We start from the raw sequence: 19,062 nt of genomic DNA, 5'->3' as shown, positions 1-19,062 counted from the left end.
AGGCCCCGGCTTCTTTCGTTCAATAGAGGCGGATGCCGCCAATCGCGACATCGGCCGAGAAGATTCGGCCAATCGCCACGATGCCGAGCCTGCGCAGCAAGTGCACGTTCAGCGGTATCTCGGTACGGTGAGGCGCGAAGCTGGAGAACGGGAATTTGATCTCCTGCCACACAGGCTTGGCAATGAAGCTCGACCGGTAGGATTGCCAGGGGCGGGACAGCTCCGAAGTTCTGAGGTGCAAACCATAATCCTCATCGTTGCCCAGAACGTCGATGGCAATGCCTGAGAACCCTGCTGCGTTGAAGGTGGCGCCGTTTGGCGCCAGATCGACCGCGATCTGGATGAAGCCGCCATTGTTCTCGAGGCTGACGTCGCCCTCCATCCGGATGGCAGGACGCCCCGCAAGGACGGTGCGCGACATGCGCCCCGCCGATACGCCGCCCATGACCGCGTCAGACAACATCTGCCACTGCGTTCCGGCGGTCGTCTCCGGAAAGTGTCGTGTCAGATCGTCGATGGTGCCGGGCGCAGTGGTCATCAAATCATCCATCAGGGAGATGATGTCTTACGCCTGACCTGCTTCTTATCGAAGCGCGTTCCGCAGTGCGCGGGCGAGATTGCCGGAGGGGCCTGCCGCGACATCCCCAAGCCCCAGCCAGCCTGCCATCAGTTGCAGTTCCCCCGCCAGAGCTTTCGCCGTCTCTGCCGGGTTGGCATCGGCTTCATGGTGGCTGGCATTGGCGCGCAGAACGCCGGCTTGCCGGTCGGCCTTGAGGCAGACGCGGCCCATGATCCTGTCATGATGCAGAAGGGGCAGAACGTAGTAGCCGAATTTCCGTTGTGGGGCAGGGGTATAAATCTCGATCCTGTAGTGAAAGTTGAAGAGGCGCTCAGCCCGTGAGCGCTCCCACACAATGGGGTCGAAGGGCGAGAGCAACGCTGTTCCGCCGGCCTTGCGGGGAAGCCCAGCATCGCGGTGCAGGTAGGCCTGAGGCTTCCAGCCCTCCACCTTAACGGGGAGCAGCACGCCCTCTTCAACCAGCTCGGCGATGGCCCGCTTGGTTTCCGCAATGGGCAGGCGGAAATAGTCGCGGAGGTCGATCTCGCTCGCCACCCCCAGCGCCTGGCCAGAAAGGTCCAGAAGCTGGCGGATCGCATTGGCCTCGGACGGTGTGGGCAGCGCCAGCACCTCCGCCGGTATCACCCGCTCGGGGATGTCATAAAGCCGCTCGAAGCCATCGCGCGTCGCGGTGGTGACGAGGCCCTGGTCGAACAGCGTCTCAAGCGCCAGCTTGCCCTTTGACCAGCCCCACCAGCCGCCCTCGGCCTTGCCGCCGCCCGGCACCTCGCTCGCGACGGTGGGGCCCTTGCGGGTGACGAAGTCGAGCACCGCACGGAGATAGCCGCGCTCGTCGCGTCCGAACTGGTCCATCGCCTTGTAGGTGCCTTGGCCCGCCCGGGCCCTGGCCATGCGCCAGCGCGTGAGGGGGTGAAGCTCCAGCGGCAGAAGGCTCGCCTCATGCGCCCAGCATTCGAACAGGGCGCGCTTCTTCCGGCCGAAGGCGCGCTCGTCCAAGGTCGCCTGGGCATAGGCGCCAAGGCGGGAATAGAGCGGCAGGTAATGCGAGCGGGTGACGACGTTGACGCTGTCGATCTGGAGCAGGTTCAGCCGCCGGATCATCGGGGCCATGTGAGCCCAGGTCACCTTCTTCGTCCGGTCGGGGAAGGAGAAGCCTTGCGCCGCCAGAGCCACGCGGCGGGCCTGGGCGAGCGACAGGCTCTCCGCCATCAGAGCCTCTTTTCTAGCGTCAGCAGGACCTCGCCATAGCCCTGGCGCGCATAGAAGCTGCGGGCGCGCTCATTGCCGGCCAGCACGCCGAGCCTGATCCAGCGCTGCTCCGCCTCGCGCGCGATCGCCTCGCAGGCGTCGAGCAGGGCGGCGCCCACGCCGCGGCTGCGGGCGGAGGCCAGCACGCCCAGGTCGTCGACATAGGCATAGGTATAGGGAATCTCGTCTCTCTCATCCTCCGCCGAAACCCTGGTCAGCATTGAGGCGTAGCCGAGAATGCCGGTGTCACCCTCGGCCACGAGAATATGGCCACGGCCTTCGCCGGTGGTTTGTTTCAGCCTGTCGATGTACCAGGGGCCCATCGTTTCCGGCGGGCGGGTGCGGTCGTAGATCCGGAACTCATGCGCCTGCAGGTCACGCAGCACGGCAAGGACGGCCGCTTCGTCGCCGTCGCGGTAATTGCGGATGGTCAGCCGCTCACGCAGCCTGGTCGTTCCAGTGAGCGTTGGGGGGAACCGACTCAGTCTGGCCCAGTATCGCGTTGAACCTATAGAGGGTCGAGCAATAGGGGCAGATCGCCTCCGAGTCCCCTCCCATGTCGATGAAGACGTGCGGGTGGTCGAACGGCGGGAGTGCACCGATGCACATGAATTCCTTCGCGCCGATCTCGATGACGGCGAGGCCCTGCTGGTTCTGGAAATGGGGTGTCGCGCCCGCGGCCATCATGATCCTCGAAATGCTTGTCTTGAGGGCCAAGTAGCATATTCTCGCGGGCATGCACAAATTCAATTCGGGCGGCGTGGAGATCGCCTACCAGGAGGCTGGCGAAGGCCCGCCCATCCTGCTGATCCACGGCTTTGCATCGAACGCCCGCGTCAACTGGTGGGACACCTCCTGGGTTCGGACGCTCACCGAGGCCGGCCGCCGCGTCGTCAGTTTCGACCACCGCGGCCACGGGGCAAGCGAGAAGCTCTACGACAGCGCCCGCTATCCCGCCGCAGAGATGGCGGAGGACGCGCGCCGCCTTCTCGACCATCTGGGCATCGCTGAGGCCGACGTGATGGGCTATTCGATGGGGGCCCGCGTCTCGGCCTTCCTCACCATCGCGCACCCCAATCGCGTGCGACGCGCCGTCTTCGCCGGGCTGGCGTCGCGCATGATCACCGGCGTCGGCGGGGCGGAGGCGATTGCCAAGGCGCTGGAAGCACCGTCGCGCAATGATGTTTCCGACATCGGCGCCAGGGCCTTCCGCATCTTCGCCGAACAGACGAAGAGCGATCTCAAGGCCCTCGCCGCCTGCATCCGCTCCTCGCGCGAGAAGATCACGGTGGAGGAGCTTGCAACAATCCGCGTGCCGGTGCTGGTGGTGGCGGGCGAAAAGGACGATGTGGCGGGCGATGTCGAGACGCTCGTCAAGGCCATCCCGGGTGCGAGGGGCGTGGTGCTTCCCAACCGCAACCACATGAATGCGGTGGGCGACCGCGGCTACAAGGACGCGGTTCTGGCCTTCCTCGCCTAGACGCCATAGCGCCGGATGAACCACGTCTTCACGATATGGGTCAGCACCGCGTAGCCCAGTCCCATGGCCAGCAGGATCGGCCAGTAGAGGGCAGGCAGCGGCTGGAAGCCGAGCGTGCGGCCGAGCGGCGTGTAGGGAATGATCGCGCCGATGCAGGTGGTGGCAAGCGTGGCGAGGATCAGCCGGTTGCTGGCCCGGCTTTCAAAGAACGGAATGCGCGCCGTGCGGATGATGTGGATGATCAGCGTCTGGGTGACGATGGACTCGACGAACCAGCCAGCCTGGAACAGGCCGGGCTCTGTCCAGGCGTTGAACACGTGGAGCATCACGAAAAAGGTGACGTAGTCGAAGATCGAGCTGATCGGTCCGATCGTCAGCACGAATCGCGTGAGGTTGCTCAGGTCCCAGCGCCGCGGCGCCGTCAGGTATTCGGCATCGACATTGTCAGTCGGGATGGCGGTCTGCGAAAGGTCGTAGAGCAGGTTGTTGGTCAGCACCTGGATCGGCAGCATGGGCAGGAAGGGCAGGAACAGGCTGGCGCCCAGAACGCTGAACATGTTGCCGAAATTGGAGCTCGCGCCCATCTTGATGTACTTGACGATGTTGCCGAACACCTTGCGGCCCTCGATGGCGCCGTCGCAAAGCACAGTGAGACTTTTTTCCAGAAGGATGATGTCGGCCGACTCCTTCGCGATGTCGACGGCGGTGTCAACCGAGATGCCGACGTCCGCCGCCTTCAGCGCCGGGCCGTCGTTGATGCCGTCGCCGAGGAAACCCACCACATGCCCGCGGCCACGCAGGGCGTCAATGACGGCGGATTTCTGCTCGGGCGCCAGCTTGGCGAAGACCGCGCATTTCTCCGCCGCCGCGCCGAGCGCTTCCGGAGACAACGCCGCAATGTCGCGCCCCAGCAGGATGTCATCGGCATCGACCCCCACCTGCTTGCACACCGCACGGGTGACGAGGTCATTGTCGCCGGTGAGGATCTTGACGGCGACGCCCGCGGCCCGGAGCTGCGCGATGGCGTCGCGCGCGGTGTCCTTCGGCGGGTCAAGGAAGGCGGCATAGCCCAGCAGCGTGAGGCCGGTTTCGGTCGATTCGTCATAGACGGGCAGCGGGCTCGCAAGCTCCTTGAAGGCGATGGCCAGCACGCGGAAGCCCTCGCTGTTGAGCTTTGCCATCTCGCGCTGGGCATCTTCGAGGTGGTGCGGGTCGAGCGTGCCGGTCTCCTCGCCGATCCTGTAGTTGGTGCAGGCCGCGAGCACCTCCTCGACCGCACCCTTGGTGATCATCAGCAGCCCGCCTTCCGGCGTGCGCAGCACCACCGACATGCGCCGCCGCTCGAAGTCGAAGGGGATTTCGTCAACCTTGCTGAAGGCCGCGATGTGGCCCACGTGCTCGGGCTTGCGCGCATGCGAGAGGATCGCCTCGTCCATCAGGTTCCGCAGGCCCGACTGGTGGTAACTGTTGAGATAGGCGTATTCGAGCACGCGGTCGCTTTCCTCGCCCTCGAAGTCGAGGTGGTATTGCAGGATCACCTTGTTCTGGGTGAGCGTGCCGGTCTTGTCCGTGCACAGCACATCCATGGCCCCGAAGTTCTGGATTGAGCTGAGCCGCTTCACGATGGCGCGCTTGCCCGCCATGGCGAGGGCGCCCTTGGCGAGGTTCACGGTCACGATCATGGGCAGCATCTCGGGCGTCAGGCCTACCGCCACGGCGAGCGCAAACAGCATGGCCTCCAGCCAATTCCCCTTGGTGAGGCCGTTGATGAGGAAGACCAGCGGCGCCATCGCCACGATGAATGCGATCATCAGGCCGGTGAAGCCCGCGATGCCGCGGTCGAAGCTTGTCTGCTGCGGCGGGTTCGCGGCGATCCGGCCGGCAATGCCGCCAAAGAGGGTGTTCCGTCCGGTGCGCAGAACCACGCCGGTGGCAGCCCCGCTGATCACGCTCGAGCCCATGAAACAGATGTTGGAGAGCGCCAGGGGTTCCTGCGTGGCGCCGTCCGGCACGGCGTCGGACTTGTCGACGGGCAGGGATTCGCCCGTCAGCGCCGACTGGTTCACATGCAATGTTTTGGCGCTGAGGATGCGCAGGTCGGCGGGGATCAGGTCGCCTGCCGCCAGCTTCACGATGTCGCCCGGAACGAGGTCTTCGATGCCGGCCTCCGTCCAGCCGCTGCCACGGCGCAGCACCGTCGCGCGGGTGCGCACCATGGCGCGCAGCTTTTCCGCTGCCTTGCCGGACCGGTGCTCCTGCAGGAAAGCGAGCCCGACGCTCAGCACGACCATGGCGAATATGAGGATGGCGGCGCGCAGGTCGCCAGTCGCCCAGGACACGCCAGCCAGCACCAGCAGCAGGCCGTTGAGCGGGTTCTTCAGCCGCCCATAGAGTTCCTGCAGAACCCCGGATTGCGCTTGCTGGGCAATGCGGTTGGGGCCGCAACTGGTGAGCCGTCCGGCGGCTTCCGCCGCACTGAGACCCTCCGGCGAGCTCCGCAGCTGCTCCAGCAGCGCTGCGGCGGGCAGAGAGGACTGCTGGATGATGGTGGGGCCGTCGTTCATTTGCAGTCCACGCCGGTGGCTTGGCCTTTCAATTCCGGGTCAGCGGCAGCTTCTTCCAACATTATGTCGAATATGCTGCCGCGGCGCATGGCCCGGCAGGCTGCCGACTCACGCGCCCAGGAACCTCGGCTTGCGTTTTTCGGCAAAGGCCTTCCGGCCCTCGATGTAATCCGCGCTGTCGAAGCAGCGCTGGCTGAGCCGGGCGATCTCGGCTTCGTCCCCGTGGCCGGGGCGGCCCGTGACGTGGTCGAGGGCCCGCTTGGCGTGGGTGATGGTCAGGGGCGCGCCTTCGGCGATTTCGGCGCACAGAGCCTCGATTTCGGCATCGATGTCCTGCGCCACGCGGCCGATCAGACCGATGCGCAGCGCGTCCTGCGCCGTCAGGCGGCGGGCGGTGTAGATCATCTCCTTGGCGGCCGATGGCCCGATGGCGGCGGCGAGGTCGCGCAACCCATCCAGCGGATAGGCGAGGCCGAGCCGGGCGGGCGGCAGCCCGAAGACGGCGGAGCCATCAGCCACGCGCAGGTCGCAGGCAAGCGCAATCGCCAGGCCGCCGCCGATGCAGTAGCCCTGAATGCGCGCGATCACCGGCTTCGACGCGCCGCGGATCGCCGCGAAGGCCTCGCCGTTGAGCTGCTCGTAGCGGGCCGCCGCCGCGGCATCATTGCGGGCCTCGCCGAACTCGGAGATATCGGCGCCCGAGGCGAAGGCCTCCGCCCCCGCACCGCGGATGACGATCGACCGCACATCAGCGTGCTCATCAAGCAATTTCATCAATGGCGGGATCGCCGCCCACATCTCGGCATTGAGGGAATTGCGCCGTTCGGCGCGGTTGAGCACGATCCAACCCGTTGAACCGTAAATGAAAGACTGAACGAGCGGGCTGGGGGAGGGGAGCGGAGTCATAATCTGAGCCTAGGCCCAAGCTGACACCTTCACAATGCGCTGAAGGGATACCCATATCCCATGTGCTGCGGTATAGTCTCCGCCCAGTCGAGGAGTTGCAACGATGCGTCAGGCCGCCAAGACCCAGTCCGTCGGGAAGCTCGACCCCGTCTGGAGCCGCATCCGTGACGAGGCCGAGGAGATCGCCCGCAAGGAACCGGCACTGGGCGGCTTCATCTTCTCGCTCGTGCTCAATCATGACAGTTTCGAGGAGGCGCTGGCGCACCGGCTCGCGCAGCGCCTCGGAAATGCCGACATCGGCGCGGACCTCATCGTCCACGCCTTCCGCAACGCCATCGACGCCCAGCCGGAAATTGGCCACGCCGCGCGCGCCGACATTATCGCCACTTTCGACCGTGACCCGGCCTGCCACCGCTATATCGATCCGCTGCTCTACTTCAAGGGCTGCCAGGCCATTCAGACGCACCGCATGGCGCATGCGCTGTGGAACCTCGGCCGCAAGGACTTCGCCTATTACCTGCAGAGCCGCCTGTCGGTGCTGACGTCCATCGATATCCACCCGGCCGCGCGCATCGGCAAGGGCATCATGGTCGACCACGGCCATGACATCGTCATCGGCGAAACCTGCGTCATTGAGGACAATGTCTCGATCATGCAGGGGGTCACGCTGGGCGGCACCGGCAAGGAGGCGGGCGACCGCCACCCCAAGATCCGCCATGGCGTCCTTGTGGGGGCCGGCGCCAAGATCCTCGGCAATATCGAGATCGGGCATTGCTCGCGCGTCGCTGCCTGCTCGGTGGTGCTGCATGACGTGCCGGCCAATACCACGGTGGCGGGGGTGCCCGCCAAGGTGGTGGGCTATGCCGGTTGCACCGAGCCCGCCCGCGCCATGGACCATAATGTGGAGCAGGTTGCGGCACAGCCGGAATAGGGCTAATCGGGCGGCAGTCCCCTTGTTGAGAGGCCGCCCTTGAAACCCGATGAAATCGCCAAGCTGACGAAGTTCCTGCGCGCCAAGTTCGAACTTCCAGCAATCAGCGTCAGGAAGCGCCCGCAGAAGGACGACTCGGCGGAAGTCTATATCGGCGAGGAGTTCGTGGGCGTCATCTTCCGCGACGATGAGGATGGCGAGCTCTCCTACAACTTCTCCATGGCCATTCTAGACTTCGACCTCGAGGACTGATCGTGACGGTCTATGCGCTCGAAGGCGTTTTGCCCGAGCTGCCGGAAGAGGGCGCCTGCTGGATCGCGCCGTCAGCCGCCGTCGTTGGCAAAGTGAAATTGGGGCGCTTCGCTTCGGTGTGGTTCGGCGCGGTGATCCGCGGCGACAATGAGCTCATTACCATCGGCGAGAATTCCAACGTGCAGGATGGCGCGGTGATGCACACCGACCCGGGCCTGCCGCTCACCGTGGGCCGCAACTGTACCATCGGCCACAAGGCCATACTCCACGGCTGCCTTATTGGCGACAACACGCTGATCGGCATGGGCGCCGTCATCCTCAACCGCGCGAAGATCGGAAACAACTGCCTCATCGGCGCCAACGCGCTGATCACCGAGGGCAAGGCGATTCCCGACAATTCGCTTGTGATGGGCCAGCCCGGCAAGATCGCCGGCGAACTCAACGAGGACGCTATCGCCAGGCTCAGGCGCTCAGCGGAGACTTATGTCAAGAACTGGCAGCGTTTCGCGAAGGGGCTCAAGGCCACTTAGGCCTGTGCTCCGGCCGCCGCCCCCAGCGTCTCATCCGTATCGTCGAGCAACTCCGTCATCGCCTTCCGGGCGGCCTCGGGAGCGCGGGCGGCAATGGCCTTCACCACCCGCGCGTGGAGCGGCAGCATCTGCTCGGGGTGCACTGCATGGCTTGTCGTATAGGCGAACATGCTGGCCAGCGCCTGCTCGATGACGATGCCGAAGGGCGCCAGCAGCTCGTTGTTGGCGGCGGCGAGGAGGGCGAGGTGGAAGCGCACGTCGGCCGCCACCATGGCTTCGGAGCGGGCTACGGCGGACTGCATGTCCGCCAGCGCCTTCTCCAGCGCGGCGAGCTGCTGCGGCGAACGGCGCTGCGCGGCCAGCACGGCCGCGCCGGGTTCGAGAATGCGGCGGATTTCCTGCAGCGAAAGCAGGAAGGTGCGCTCGTCCAGCGCCGCGCGGTGCCAGGCCATCACGTCGCGGTCGAGCAGGTTCCAGCGCTCGCGCGGTTCGACGCGCGAGCCGATCTTGGGCCGCGACACGAGCAGCCCCTTGCCGTTGAGCGTCTTGATCGCTTCGCGCACCGCGGTGCGCGAAGCGCCGAAGATCTCGCCCCATTCGGCCTCATTCGGCAGCAGCGACCCCGGCTGATAGGTGCCGTCGAGGATGCGCCGGCCGATGCCGGCCGCCAGTTCGGAGTGGACCCGGCTTCCCGGCTTGCGCTGCGGCCCCCGGGCGGGCTTCCTCCGGCGCTGGCCCGTGTGACCCATTGCAACCCGTCCCCTCCGGCTTTTGTCCTACAAATTTAGCGGCGGCGCTGCGGCTTGGCAATGGCGCGGAAGGGCCTGCCGCCGGCCCGGCGATGCGGGCGCCGCGCCGCGCAACTCCGCTGGCTGGGCAGGCCGGAAATGGGTGGAGCCGGCACAGGGTGGGGCTGTGCCGGCTCCCGCGGTCCCGGTCTGGGAATGGGTGGGGACGGCGACCGGGCGCGTATTCGATGTATGTTCTAGCGGGCGGCGCGCACCGCCACCGTGCCGCCGCGCATCGGCGGGTCTGGCGCCAGCGCCATCCATTCGCGCGGGTCGGCCTGCGACTGGCGCTTCAGGAAGGTATAGTCGCTGTCCGACCAGCGCCGGACGCCATCGCGCCGGTTATCGAGGATGAAATCGCCTTCGGAGGTGGCGAGGGTGAGGACGGCGTGACCCTCCTGCTTGTCGTCGAGCACCACTGTCAGCAGCAGGGCCGAGCGTGGCAGGCCCAGCGCCTCAAGATAGCGCTGCTTCAATAGGGCATAGTCCTCGCAGTCTCCGCGCCGGAGGGGATAGTCCCAGCGCTCGGCTTCGCCATAGACATCTTCGTCGCTGGCCGGCGTGACGTCGGCATTCACGTAATCGTTGATCCGGGTCACCAGTTCCCACTGCCGGGCGGTGAGCACGGGGCGCACGGCACCCGCCGGGCGTGCCGCGCAGGCCTCGGGCCTGCGGCCGCAGAAGCGCACGAAGCCCACGGGCGGCAGGGTGCGGCCAAAGGTCGGTGTTGCGCCGGGGGCCCTCTCGCCGCGCGTTGCGGCGCTGCCGGTGGCCGCACCGGCTGGCGCCGCGAGGGCCAACAGCAGGACAGCCGCCGCGGCTCCGGTAATCCTCCTCATCATGCTCCCCATCGCTCTGCTCATGCCGCAGAGACTAGACGGCAAGCCTTTGAGATCGCGTTCAGACGGGCGGGCAAATGCAGCGTGCTGCGGTAGTAAAACATTCACCACGACGGGCTGTTCGCAGGCGTCCCGAAGGGGGTTGATTAATGGAGACTGCGCTGTTAGACAGCGCGTCATCGACGATGTGGCGTGCGGCCATGGCGGAATTGGTAGACGCACTAGCTTGAGGTGCTAGCGGGTAACACCGTGGAGGTTCGAGTCCTCTTGGCCGCACCATCGTCCCCCGTCAGACTCGATAGCCGAAGGCTGTCCGCCCCACATTGCGGCGGTCAGTAGATTTGGTTCAGCGCGCTGTCGCGGCCGGGTTTCACGCAGCGGTATAGTCTCTTTCCGTCAGCCGTTCGGGTCCATCTGAGAAGGGTGCCGCTCTTGCACTGAACCGGCTGCTGGGCAGCGGCGGGCTGCACTTTCCGCTTCGGCGTGCCTGCCGCCGTCACGGCCGGGCGCTTCGGCGGCGGCGGTACAAGTGTGGCCACCTTGGAGTCCAGCATCGGCGCGGCCTTCGTGGCAGAGGGCGGCGATGTTGCTCCGTTCGGCACTGGGGCCGGAAGCTCCGCTGCTGCGCCGGTCCCTGCGGCTGGCGCCGTGATCGCCGCCGGGGGTGCTTCGGCAGGCGGCGCTTTCGGTGGCGGCAGCTTGATTTCGCTTGCCGGCGCGCCAGCTGGCGCCGAGGCCGGAACGATCTTGGTGCTGCCGCTGCTCTGCGGACCGGCGGTGGCCGCGCCGATGCGCGCCATGGCGGCCGCCACCTGCGGCACGCTCGCCGCATCCGGCGGCGTCACCACGAGCGTGCCGCGGTCGGCGTCCTTCTCGATCATCACGGCGCACTGTACCTTGGCGGCTTCCGTCATCATTGCGCCGTGCTCGACCGGGCTCACGCAATGAGCCCCCATGAGCATCACAATCTCCACCAGTTTCATCGGCTCCAGCTCCTTGCTCGATTGCAGAGAAGGGAACAGCAGAAAAGCGGCTCCAGCATGGTCCCGATAAGGAGAAAATCTGTCGGCCGCCGCCACATCTTGGCAAAGCAAAGAAGATGACGGGTGCAGCGTCTGGGCCGGGGCACGGTTTCCTAGGACAGTCTGCTGCGCTACCGGTCGCATAAATGGAAGTGTAGCATGGACGGAAAGAACGGGTTGGAACCGCGTGTGCCGGAGGCCATGGCGGCGCCATGGCGGGCCGCCGCTGCGGTTTTCGGCTGCTCTGCCCCCATTCCCTGGATCGCCTGAGGCTGGAGTTTTCGGCCTCTTGCACCGCTCCCAAACCTTGGATCACCCTCGGCTGGGGTTGCAAGCGCTTGCGCGCGCTAAGGTTGAGTTAAGCTCTTATGTTGTATTGTCCACACGTCAAATTAGGTGAGGACTGCGGGGCGAGGCCATGGCGACGTGCGTTCATTGGGTGCTGGATGGGCGCATCGTGCCCCCGCCGCCGCAGGCGGAAGGTGACCCGGTTATCGACGAACGCGACCTTCTGCAGCGTACCGGATTCGTGAAAATGACCGGGAGCGAGCAGGGCACGTCGATCCGCTGGAGCATGTTTTCGCGCAACTGGGCCTCGCTCTATTTTGCGGCCGAATGGCTGCAGGGCGCTTTCGGGCCCTACCAGTTGCAATACTATTCCGCCGGCTGGTTCAACGAACGTCACGAGCAGCCGTGGTCAGCCGCCGGCCGCATCCACCACCTGATCCACAAGAGCGACGTTCATCTCTCGAAAACGGTTTATATTCACAAGGCGGCGGGCTGCGGATGCCGGACGCCGCCGCTGCTGCAGAAGGCGATCCGCGACAATGCCGCGAGCGAGGATGTGTCGATCGACTGCGCCTATGATCCTTCGTCGCAGCGTTACCGCGTGGCGCGCGTCGGGCCGCAGTCGACCATTGCCAAGCTTTGGGGTCTGAACCCAGTGTCCTACCCCTGCCTGATCGGGCACTCCTACGACGAGGCTGTGAGCCAAGCCTATCCAAAGGTCACCCGCACGGGCGAACCGCATTACGACCACATCTATGCGGCCATGGCCTCAGCCAGGGGAGATGTCGTCTGGGTTCCCTACCAGCGCGTGGTGCTGCCGCTCGTCCAGGGACGCAACAAAAAGGGAGTGCGCGTCGTTACGGAGCTTGCAGAGGTTGATATTTCGCCTCTGTAGAAGCGCCGGAGGAAAGTTCGGCGATCGAGAACTCGAGGTGGCGGCGCAGCGCCATGCCGATCCACTCGGCCTGCTCGGCGCCATCGGGTTCCCATTCCCAGGTCAAGAAGCTCTGTTCGAGGTGGCCATAACCCATGCGCACCATGTGGCCGCGGGTCGCCATGGACTGGCCGGTGAGCGCCCAGATGGCTTCCGGCTGCCACTTCACCATCGCAAGCAGCATGCCGATGCGCGGGAAAACTGGAAAGCCCGCCTTGCAGTGCTTGTCGATCCACAATTCGCCGTGATATGCGATGCGCCCGCGGATCAGGTGCGTCAGCGAATGTTCCGGCGGCATGACGGCGCGCGGCACAATCATTTCCCGGCGGCGGGCATAAAGTCCCATCATCCAGCCCAGAACCCATTCGGCGAGGTTCGGGTCGGCGTCGTCGAGGCGGAAGGCCTGCAGGCCCACCGTATTCCCGTCCCGGTCGGCCAGCGACATCCAGAAGCCACGCTCGGAGAGGCTGCGGCAGGCGGACGGGTCGAACAGCGGCGAGATTTCGGAATTGCGCAGGCGGCGGCGCTCGCGCGCCAGAGCGGCAAAGTCGGAGGAGATGTGGAAGCTGAGGCCCTGTTCCGCCCCGGCCTCAAGCAGAGTGTAAATCGCCGTCACGGTGCGCAGCGGATCTGCCAGTCCGGTTTCAGCGCCGAGGGGCTGAACGCCCTGAAGGCCCACATTCAACGCATACATACAAGTTACCTCGACATGTCAAAACGAACGGCCCGGTGGACTGGGATTGGCTGCCTGGGACAGCTTTGCAGGTCAGACTTCAAGAATGATCAACCAAACCATACGCAGCGTCAACTCAATTATATGGTGCATATCGTATCTCAATTCTAAACGTTTGCAGGAAGAGCGGCACATTCATTGACCATCCGCCGGCGGGCGCACTGTCTGCCGCATCGAAACGGCGAAGCGCCACCAGCTGTGGACCATAAGCGTCGCGACGAGCAGCAGACCCCCGAGCATGACGCGCGGAGAGGGGATTTCGGCGAACAGCAGCCAGGTCCAGATGGGGGTGAGAATTGTTTCCAGCATGAAGAACATGCTGACATCGGCCGAAGGCAACATCCTCGGCCCGCGCGCCAGCAGGACGGTCGCCAGCGGCATTACGACGAGGCCGTTGAGACCCAGCCAGACGAGCGTGGGCACGCCGAAGGCGCCGGCCCCCAACAGGGTGGATGGGGCGATGTCAAAACAGGCGAGGGCAATCATTGAGGAGGCCAGGCTGCCGAGCGCCAGGCTGGTGGCCACCCTGCCTCCGGTGGCGCGGATGATGGTGAGAATCGCCGCCGAGCAGAAGGCCGATATCATGGCCAGTCCATCGCCAACCCAGTGGCCGCTTTCTATGCCTTGCGAGGCGATCAGCGCCGCGCCGCAAAGCGCCAGCAGGGTGGCCGCCCAGGTGTAGGCATGCACCTTTTCGCCGAGCACCACATGCGACAGCGACGCTGCAATGACGGGCGTAAGCGCGATGAGGAACACGACATTTGCGGCAGGTGCATGCACCACGGCGCCAATGTAAGAGATGTTGCCGAGCGTACTGGCGCAGGCCACCGCAATGCCCGCGGCGCCGGCAAGATATGGCGTACGGTCTCCCATCCACCGCGCCACGGCCCAGCCGAGAGACAGGGTGGCGAACAACAGCAGCCCGCGCACAAACACCATGGTCCACTGATCCGCCATGGACAGGCGAAGAAGGGGAAGGTCGAAAGTGAACAGCAGGCCGCCCAGAGCGGTGAGGACGAACGCGGCGCCGGTCTGGCGGCCAGATGACAGCGAATCAATAGACATACAGGCTCTCAGGCTAGACGCTAAGAACCTCGCCACTCAAACTTAATTCTAACGTAAGGTCAATAACATCCAAATGGCTAGACGTTTTCGCTGCGGTGCAGCGTCCAGCCTTCCGCTGTGAGCCTTTCCTGCGGCAGGAATCGCGCCTTGTAATCCATCTTGCGCGAACCGCGCACCCAGTAGCCGAGATAGAGATAGGGCAGCCCCAAGCGGCGCACCCGGGCGATGTTGTCGAGGATCATGAATGTGCCGAGGCTGCGGGCCGCCTCTCCTGGATCGTAGAAGCTATAGATCATCGATATGCCGTCGCCGAGAATGTCGATGAGCACCGCTCCCACCAGACGGCCTGCGGGATCGAGCGCATCGCGCACGCGGTATTCCACAAGGCGGCTGTCGACGAAATTGTCATCCACCATGGCCGAAAAATCGAGCACCGTCATGTCTGCCATGCCGCCATCGCTGTGGCGGCTGTCGATATAGCCGCGAAACAGGGCGAAATGCTCGGATGTCGCGTGGCTTTTCACGACCGCCGCGGTGACGTCCGCGTTGCTTTTCAGCGCCCGGCGGAAACCGCGTGTCAGTTCGAAGGTGTTGACCGGCACGCGCACCGAAACGCAGGCCGCGCAACCGTCGCAGGCCGGGCGGTAGGCGATGTTCTGGCTGCGGCGGAAGCCACCCTGGCTCAGTTGCGTGTTGAGGCTGCGCGCGTCATGGCCCACAAGATGGGTGAAAACCTTCCGCTCCACCCGTCCCGTGAGGTAGGGGCAGGGCGAGGGTGCGGTAATGAAGAACTGCGGGAAATTCCGCCGCTCGATGCTCACGTCAGCCTGCTCCGGTGCATGCGTCAACCGACTATTGCCGTATAATGCCACGCGCAGCCTGCCATGCAAGACTCACGCGGGGCTCGTGCGTTGATTCCCATCGGGCGATGGCCTACGAAGCTGGCAACAGCGAGGGAGAGGTGCGAAATGCGCGTGGCGTGGATCGGTCTTGGCGTGATGGGCTATCCGATGGCGGGGCATCTCGTCACACGCGGCGGGCTGGAGGTCACCGTCTATAACCGGACCGCGTCCAAAGCCGGAAGATGGTCGGACGCCTTCAGGGGTCCCGCCGCAGCCACGCCCGCGGCGGCGGCACAGGACGCCGACGTGGTCTTCGCCTGCGTCGGCAACGACGACGACCTTCGCCAGGTGACGGCCGGCCCCGAGGGCGCCTTCCTCACGATGAAGAGAGGCGCGGTTTTCGTCGATCACACGACTGCCTCCGCCCTGGTTGCGCGCGAGCTTCATGGCGCCGCCAAGGCCCGGGGTTTGGGCTTCGTAGATGCGCCCGTCTCGGGAGGCCAGGCCGGCGCGGAGAATGGCGTGCTCACCGTGATGTGCGGCGGCGACCCGGAAGATTATGCAAGGGCAAAGCCGCTGATCGGGCATTTCTCGCGTATGTGCAAGCTGCTGGGCCCCCCGGGCTCGGGCCAACTCGCCAAGATGGTGAACCAGATCGCCATCGCAGGTCTCGTCCAGGGCCTTGCAGAGGCGATCAACTTCGGCATGAAGGCAGGCCTGCCGATGGAGGAGGTGATCGAGGTGGTCTCCAAGGGTGCGGCAGGCTCCTGGCAGATGGAAAACCGTCACAAGACCATGATCGCCGGCAAGTTCGACTTCGGCTTCGCCGCCGACTGGATGCGCAAGGACCTTGGCATCTGCCTTGCCGAGTCCCGCCGCAACGGTGCGCCGCTTCCCGTCACCGCCCTCGTCGACCAGTTCTACGCCGAAGTACAGAGGCTGGGCGGCGGCAGATGGGACACCTCGAGCCTGATTGCACGGTTCCAGAACCTGGATCGCACCCGCTGAGCCGGCGGACCGTCTGGCGCGCGTAACGGCCAGGGTCTCCATGGTCAACGAACCGGTCTGTCTCAAACCACGCGACGGTTACCCCCGATTAACCAAACTTTGACGTCAGAGCCGGCTGCAAAGCATTGCATTGGCAAATAATCAATTAAGGACACCCCTGGACAATGGGAAATTATTAACGATCTCGCCATCCATTAAGGATCAAACGTTGCATTGCGAAGAAGTGTTAACACATGAAATATATGAAAAATGCAACTCGTTGTGGTGAGTATGTCATGGGTTCTGAGTTGTTTGCCAAGGAATTGAGGAAGCACTGCAACCGCTTTCCCTCCATATCGTCGGTTTGCAGAGACACGGGGATCAACCGTCAGCAATTCGGGAAATACCTGTCCGGCAAAATGCTCCCGAGCGCCCGCTCGCTTCGCAAGATTTGTGAGGTTCTCGGGGTCAGCGAAGAGGAGCTGATGTCGAGTTCCGCTTCGGCGGGAGGTTCGCCCCGGCAGTCGCTTCCCCGCTTTTCGGATACTGAGTATATCGGCAGCACAGATATGCTGTCTGCCTTCGCGAGCGAAAGGCTGAAGGCCATCAGCGGCGGAAGCGTAGGCACAGCTGTCGGTGTCCTTCCGACCGGATTATACTACTGCTACTTTCCGCTGCACCAGTCGTCGACGGCGCTCCAGCGATCTCTTGTCTCCATACAGGAGAGGGCCGGCACGATGTATTTCAGCAGGCGCACGTATTTCACCATGAATGATGGCGGAAGACATCTGAACTTCCGCGGTAAGCACACCGGAATCGTCTTGACCAACGGTCCCGAGGTCTATTTCGTCGGCGTCAACCGGCTTCCGCCGAGGCAACTGAGCTTTCTTACCCTGCAGACAATGTCGATACTGGACGGCAAGTATTTTGCCGGACTTTCGCTGACCAGAAACGGTCAAAAGCACATCGCCACGACGTGCGCGCTGCAGTTCTTGGGAAAGAGCAAGCGTTGGCGTGAACATCTGAGGGCGATTGGTTCCATCAGCCTCTCTGACCCAACGCTCGATTCCCTCGTGGCCCTGATTATGGATCCGTCCCGCAACGGCGGGATGGGCCACATCCATTCATGGTCGGTGGACGACCTGTTGGCAGACTCGAGGCCTGCATCGAAAACTTGGGGCCGCGATATTCGTTAGTCCAGATTGCGTGATCCTCCTTAACTATCTGCGGCCTCGCGGACTGTCCGCCATCTTTTTTGAGTAAGCCGAATGTTCCGAGGCGCAACCGACGCTGTAGGCCTCGTAGTAGAGGTTCTCGATCATCCAGATGAGCCGGTGGCTTCCTGACCTGAGAGCGGCAAGGCGAAGCTTTCTGGCTTGTTCGGCAATGAACCTCGCAGTCTCGATGGGATGCAGCGGTTCCCGCCTCAAAGCCTCCGGATTGAAGCCCCGCTCCAGAAGATGATCCAACTCTTCGCGCGTTGCCTCAGCGTCGAGGATTCGGTGATCGCCGTTCCTTGTCGTTTCACTATCAAATGCAACCATAGGTCGTTCTCCCATTCATTGTAGACGTCTCTGTCACGCGTACACGTTCCGTTAGGGAAACGCTCACGAGATTACGCAGAAAGTCCTTCAATATCAGCTTGTTGTAAATTCTCTAATGAGCGCATTTCGCTAAGTAGCGCATCTATGTATTGCGCAGATATGCGCAATCTTGTGCGCAACTGCGAATACTGACGCCCCGCTCGAGCCGCCTGTTGGCGTGACTGGCGGTGAGGCCGTCCTCAGCCCTTCAGACCCTTCGCCACCTCGAGGGCAAAATAGGTGAGAATGCCGTCGGCGCCGGCGCGCTTGAAACTCATCAGCGCTTCGGGGATCACCTTCCCCGGGTCGAGCCAGCCATTGTTGCAGGCGGCCATGATCATCGCGTATTCGCCCGACACCTGATAGGCGAAGGTTGGCATCATGAAGTGCTCCTTCACGCGCCGCACGATGTCGAGATAGGGCATGCCGGGCTTCACCATCACCATGTCCGCGCCCTCGGCGATGTCGAGGGCCACCTCGCGGATCGCCTCGTCGGTGTTGGCGGGATCCATCTGGTAGGTGCGCTTGTCGCCTTTCAGCGTGCCGGACGAGCCCACCGCATCGCGGAACGGGCCATAGAAGCCACTCGCATATTTGGCGCTGTAGGCCATGATCTGCACATGCTCGTGGCCCTGTGTCTCAAGGGCCGCGCGGATGCGGCCGATGCGGCCGTCCATCATGTCCGAGGGAGCGATGATGTCGCAGCCCGATTCCGCCTGCACCACAGCCTGCTTCACCAGCGCCTCAAGGGTCGCGTCGTTGAGGATGTGGTCGCCCTCCATCAGCCCGTCATGGCCGTGGCTGGTATAGGGGTCGAGCGCCACGTCGCACATGATGCCGATCCCCGGCACCGCCTTGCGGATCGCCCGCACGGCGCGGCAGACAATATTGTCCGCGTTGAAGGCCTCGCGGGCATCCTCTGTGCGGCGCTCGCGCGCAGTGTTGGGAAACAACGCAATGGCCGGGATGCCGAGGCCGGCCGCTTCCTTCACCTTGTCGACGATCAGATCCACCGAATAGCGGGTAACCCCCGGCATCGAGGAGACGTCCTCGGTGCGGTTTTCGCCCTCGATCACGAAGACGGGCCAGATCAAGTCATGCGCGGTGAGCGTGTTCTCGCGCACCAGTGCCCGCGACCAGGCGGTGCGGCGGTTGCGGCGCATGCGGAGGGCAGGAAAAGCGGACGAGGCGGTATGCGGGCGGTGTGTCATCCCCGATCATTAACAACAGTGCGCGCGCCCGCGCAACCGGCTGTCTGGGATCACGGGAAATGAGAAGGGGAGGTTTTCTATTCGCGGTTCTTTTCAGGATACTGCTTTGGGGTTAGGCCCGCAAGGGCGCCGTGTGGTCTGTGTCGGTAGCACACGATATGACCGGTTTAAGTAGCACACGATCTGTCCGGTAGGCTGGCCCTTTTTTGGGGGTCAGCATGAGCCGGACGGAAGCCCGAAGGGTTGTGCGAATGATGAAGTTCATGAGCGTTTTTGGCC

General features: G+C 64.1%; 21 protein-coding genes and 1 tRNA gene. 8 read left to right on the top strand and 14 right to left on the bottom strand.

All coding sequences use genetic code 11. The features are described 5' to 3' along the window. Nucleotides 1-19: 19 nt before the first annotated feature. The 4 genes from IOC82_RS06100 to IOC82_RS06085 are packed head-to-tail and all read right to left on the bottom strand — an operon-like array spanning nucleotide 20 to nucleotide 2,512. Nucleotides 20-538, bottom strand: a complete 519-nt coding sequence (locus IOC82_RS06100; protein ID WP_290545294.1) for a CIA30 family protein — start codon at nucleotides 536-538, stop codon at nucleotides 20-22. Between the two features lie 45 nt (nucleotides 539-583). Continuing rightward, a complete protein-coding gene (locus IOC82_RS06095; protein WP_290545293.1) occupies nucleotides 584-1,789 on the bottom strand; it encodes a winged helix-turn-helix domain-containing protein in 1,206 nt (401 codons plus the stop codon). Next, nucleotides 1,789-2,214: a GNAT family N-acetyltransferase gene (locus tag IOC82_RS06090; protein ID WP_290545292.1), complete on the bottom strand. Its 426-nt coding sequence runs from the start codon at nucleotides 2,212-2,214 to the stop codon at nucleotides 1,789-1,791. Before IOC82_RS06090 ends, IOC82_RS06095 begins: the two co-directional genes overlap by 1 nt. A 52-nt stretch (nucleotides 2,215-2,266) precedes the next feature. Further along, the gene (locus tag IOC82_RS06085) at nucleotides 2,267-2,512 is read right to left on the bottom strand and encodes a zinc-finger domain-containing protein (protein ID WP_290545427.1); all 246 of its coding nucleotides are present in this window, start codon (nucleotides 2,510-2,512) and stop codon (nucleotides 2,267-2,269) included. A gap of 52 nt (nucleotides 2,513-2,564) precedes the next feature. On the opposite strand from IOC82_RS06085, the gene IOC82_RS06080 reads away from it, so the two are divergent. Next, the gene (locus IOC82_RS06080) at nucleotides 2,565-3,308 is read left to right on the top strand and encodes an alpha/beta hydrolase (protein WP_290545291.1); all 744 of its coding nucleotides are present in this window, start codon (nucleotides 2,565-2,567) and stop codon (nucleotides 3,306-3,308) included. On the opposite strand, the gene mgtA is transcribed toward IOC82_RS06080, so the two are convergent. Both mgtA and IOC82_RS06070 read right to left on the bottom strand, forming a co-directional pair. Further along, nucleotides 3,305-5,872 carry a magnesium-translocating P-type ATPase gene (gene mgtA, locus IOC82_RS06075; protein ID WP_290545290.1) on the bottom strand — a complete coding sequence of 856 codons (2,568 nt, stop codon included), beginning with the start codon at nucleotides 5,870-5,872 and terminating at the stop codon, nucleotides 3,305-3,307. The two genes, IOC82_RS06080 and mgtA, sit on opposite strands and share 4 nt — an antisense overlap. Nucleotides 5,873-5,980: 108 nt before the next feature. Next, a complete protein-coding gene (locus IOC82_RS06070; RefSeq protein ID WP_290545289.1) occupies nucleotides 5,981-6,778 on the bottom strand; it encodes an enoyl-CoA hydratase in 798 nt (265 codons plus the stop codon). 103 nt (nucleotides 6,779-6,881) lie between these two features. Here IOC82_RS06070 and cysE point away from each other — a divergent pair, with 103 nt between their 5' ends. From cysE to IOC82_RS06055, 3 genes are read left to right on the top strand one after another with little or no spacing between them, the layout of a single operon-like run. Then, on the top strand, nucleotides 6,882-7,709 hold the full coding sequence (gene cysE, locus IOC82_RS06065; protein WP_290545288.1) for a serine O-acetyltransferase: 828 nt from the start codon (nucleotides 6,882-6,884) through the stop codon (nucleotides 7,707-7,709). Nucleotides 7,710-7,748: 39 nt separating this feature from the next. After that, nucleotides 7,749-7,961, top strand: coding sequence for a DUF3126 family protein (locus tag IOC82_RS06060; protein ID WP_290545287.1), 213 nt, complete (start codon nucleotides 7,749-7,751; stop codon nucleotides 7,959-7,961). Between the two features lie 2 nt (nucleotides 7,962-7,963). Beyond that, nucleotides 7,964-8,491 carry a gamma carbonic anhydrase family protein gene (locus IOC82_RS06055; RefSeq protein WP_290545286.1) on the top strand — a complete coding sequence of 176 codons (528 nt, stop codon included), beginning with the start codon at nucleotides 7,964-7,966 and terminating at the stop codon, nucleotides 8,489-8,491. Here the strand turns inward: IOC82_RS06055 and IOC82_RS06050 are convergent. Further along, on the bottom strand, nucleotides 8,488-9,240 hold the full coding sequence (locus IOC82_RS06050) for a FadR/GntR family transcriptional regulator (protein ID WP_290545285.1): 753 nt from the start codon (nucleotides 9,238-9,240) through the stop codon (nucleotides 8,488-8,490). The two genes, IOC82_RS06055 and IOC82_RS06050, sit on opposite strands and share 4 nt — an antisense overlap. A gap of 236 nt (nucleotides 9,241-9,476) precedes the next feature. Next, on the bottom strand, nucleotides 9,477-10,121 hold the full coding sequence (locus IOC82_RS06045) for a transglutaminase-like cysteine peptidase (RefSeq protein ID WP_290545284.1): 645 nt from the start codon (nucleotides 10,119-10,121) through the stop codon (nucleotides 9,477-9,479). Between the two features lie 191 nt (nucleotides 10,122-10,312). On the opposite strand from IOC82_RS06045, the gene IOC82_RS06040 reads away from it, so the two are divergent. After that, nucleotides 10,313-10,397: transfer RNA gene (locus tag IOC82_RS06040), tRNA-Leu, on the top strand. Nucleotides 10,398-10,450: 53 nt separating this feature from the next. Here the strand turns inward: IOC82_RS06040 and IOC82_RS06035 are convergent. Next, a complete protein-coding gene (locus IOC82_RS06035; RefSeq protein WP_290545283.1) occupies nucleotides 10,451-11,101 on the bottom strand; it encodes a hypothetical protein in 651 nt (216 codons plus the stop codon). Between the two features lie 457 nt (nucleotides 11,102-11,558). On the opposite strand from IOC82_RS06035, the gene IOC82_RS06030 reads away from it, so the two are divergent. Beyond that, nucleotides 11,559-12,323, top strand: a complete 765-nt coding sequence (locus IOC82_RS06030) for a hypothetical protein (protein ID WP_290545282.1) — start codon at nucleotides 11,559-11,561, stop codon at nucleotides 12,321-12,323. On the opposite strand, the gene IOC82_RS06025 is transcribed toward IOC82_RS06030, so the two are convergent. The 3 genes from IOC82_RS06025 to IOC82_RS06015 form a co-directional block, all read right to left on the bottom strand. Further along, on the bottom strand, nucleotides 12,286-13,056 hold the full coding sequence (locus IOC82_RS06025; protein WP_290545281.1) for a hypothetical protein: 771 nt from the start codon (nucleotides 13,054-13,056) through the stop codon (nucleotides 12,286-12,288). The two genes, IOC82_RS06030 and IOC82_RS06025, sit on opposite strands and share 38 nt — an antisense overlap. A 174-nt stretch (nucleotides 13,057-13,230) precedes the next feature. Then, nucleotides 13,231-14,160, bottom strand: a complete 930-nt coding sequence (locus IOC82_RS06020) for a DMT family transporter (protein WP_290545280.1) — start codon at nucleotides 14,158-14,160, stop codon at nucleotides 13,231-13,233. A gap of 77 nt (nucleotides 14,161-14,237) precedes the next feature. Next, nucleotides 14,238-14,981 (bottom strand): arginyltransferase, encoded by a 744-nt coding sequence (locus IOC82_RS06015; RefSeq protein WP_290545279.1) that lies wholly within the window; start codon nucleotides 14,979-14,981, stop codon nucleotides 14,238-14,240. Between the two features lie 147 nt (nucleotides 14,982-15,128). On the opposite strand from IOC82_RS06015, the gene IOC82_RS06010 reads away from it, so the two are divergent. Both IOC82_RS06010 and IOC82_RS06005 read left to right on the top strand, forming a co-directional pair. Then, nucleotides 15,129-16,010 carry an NAD(P)-dependent oxidoreductase gene (locus tag IOC82_RS06010; RefSeq protein WP_290545278.1) on the top strand — a complete coding sequence of 294 codons (882 nt, stop codon included), beginning with the start codon at nucleotides 15,129-15,131 and terminating at the stop codon, nucleotides 16,008-16,010. A gap of 233 nt (nucleotides 16,011-16,243) precedes the next feature. Beyond that, nucleotides 16,244-17,185 carry a helix-turn-helix transcriptional regulator gene (locus IOC82_RS06005; RefSeq protein WP_290545277.1) on the top strand — a complete coding sequence of 314 codons (942 nt, stop codon included), beginning with the start codon at nucleotides 16,244-16,246 and terminating at the stop codon, nucleotides 17,183-17,185. Nucleotides 17,186-17,209: 24 nt separating this feature from the next. On the opposite strand, the gene IOC82_RS06000 is transcribed toward IOC82_RS06005, so the two are convergent. Both IOC82_RS06000 and hemB read right to left on the bottom strand, forming a co-directional pair. Beyond that, nucleotides 17,210-17,533, bottom strand: coding sequence for a hypothetical protein (locus IOC82_RS06000; RefSeq protein WP_290545276.1), 324 nt, complete (start codon nucleotides 17,531-17,533; stop codon nucleotides 17,210-17,212). Nucleotides 17,534-17,772: 239 nt separating this feature from the next. Next, nucleotides 17,773-18,783: a porphobilinogen synthase gene (hemB, locus tag IOC82_RS05995; RefSeq protein WP_290545275.1), complete on the bottom strand. Its 1,011-nt coding sequence runs from the start codon at nucleotides 18,781-18,783 to the stop codon at nucleotides 17,773-17,775. Nucleotides 18,784-19,062 lie beyond the last annotated feature (279 nt).

It is taken from the genome of Aestuariivirga sp. (assembly GCF_020252395.1).
Taxonomy (GTDB): Bacteria; Pseudomonadota; Alphaproteobacteria; order Rhizobiales; family Aestuariivirgaceae; genus Aestuariivirga.
This window is presented reverse-complemented; position numbering and strand designations above follow the sequence as displayed.

What these genes read in the sequence shown, in the direction of transcription:
- IOC82_RS06100 (WP_290545294.1), bottom strand. Translation starts at nt 538, where the DNA reads ATGACCACTGCGCCCGGCACCATCGACGATCTGACACGACACTTTCCG.
- IOC82_RS06095 (WP_290545293.1), bottom strand. Translation starts at nt 1,789, where the DNA reads ATGGCGGAGAGCCTGTCGCTCGCCCAGGCCCGCCGCGTGGCTCTGGCG.
- IOC82_RS06085 (WP_290545427.1), bottom strand. Translation starts at nt 2,512, where the DNA reads ATGGCCGCGGGCGCGACACCCCATTTCCAGAACCAGCAGGGCCTCGCC.
- IOC82_RS06080 (WP_290545291.1), top strand. Translation starts at nt 2,565, where the DNA reads ATGCACAAATTCAATTCGGGCGGCGTGGAGATCGCCTACCAGGAGGCT.
- mgtA (WP_290545290.1), bottom strand. Translation starts at nt 5,872, where the DNA reads ATGAACGACGGCCCCACCATCATCCAGCAGTCCTCTCTGCCCGCCGCA.
- IOC82_RS06070 (WP_290545289.1), bottom strand. Translation starts at nt 6,778, where the DNA reads ATGACTCCGCTCCCCTCCCCCAGCCCGCTCGTTCAGTCTTTCATTTAC.
- cysE (WP_290545288.1), top strand. Translation starts at nt 6,882, where the DNA reads ATGCGTCAGGCCGCCAAGACCCAGTCCGTCGGGAAGCTCGACCCCGTC.
- IOC82_RS06050 (WP_290545285.1), bottom strand. Translation starts at nt 9,240, where the DNA reads ATGGGTCACACGGGCCAGCGCCGGAGGAAGCCCGCCCGGGGGCCGCAG.
- IOC82_RS06045 (WP_290545284.1), bottom strand. Translation starts at nt 10,121, where the DNA reads ATGATGAGGAGGATTACCGGAGCCGCGGCGGCTGTCCTGCTGTTGGCC.
- IOC82_RS06035 (WP_290545283.1), bottom strand. Translation starts at nt 11,101, where the DNA reads ATGAAACTGGTGGAGATTGTGATGCTCATGGGGGCTCATTGCGTGAGC.
- IOC82_RS06030 (WP_290545282.1), top strand. Translation starts at nt 11,559, where the DNA reads ATGGCGACGTGCGTTCATTGGGTGCTGGATGGGCGCATCGTGCCCCCG.
- IOC82_RS06025 (WP_290545281.1), bottom strand. Translation starts at nt 13,056, where the DNA reads ATGTATGCGTTGAATGTGGGCCTTCAGGGCGTTCAGCCCCTCGGCGCT.
- IOC82_RS06020 (WP_290545280.1), bottom strand. Translation starts at nt 14,160, where the DNA reads ATGTCTATTGATTCGCTGTCATCTGGCCGCCAGACCGGCGCCGCGTTC.
- IOC82_RS06010 (WP_290545278.1), top strand. Translation starts at nt 15,129, where the DNA reads ATGCGCGTGGCGTGGATCGGTCTTGGCGTGATGGGCTATCCGATGGCG.
- IOC82_RS06005 (WP_290545277.1), top strand. Translation starts at nt 16,244, where the DNA reads ATGAAATATATGAAAAATGCAACTCGTTGTGGTGAGTATGTCATGGGT.
- IOC82_RS06000 (WP_290545276.1), bottom strand. Translation starts at nt 17,533, where the DNA reads ATGGTTGCATTTGATAGTGAAACGACAAGGAACGGCGATCACCGAATC.
- hemB (WP_290545275.1), bottom strand. Translation starts at nt 18,783, where the DNA reads ATGACACACCGCCCGCATACCGCCTCGTCCGCTTTTCCTGCCCTCCGC.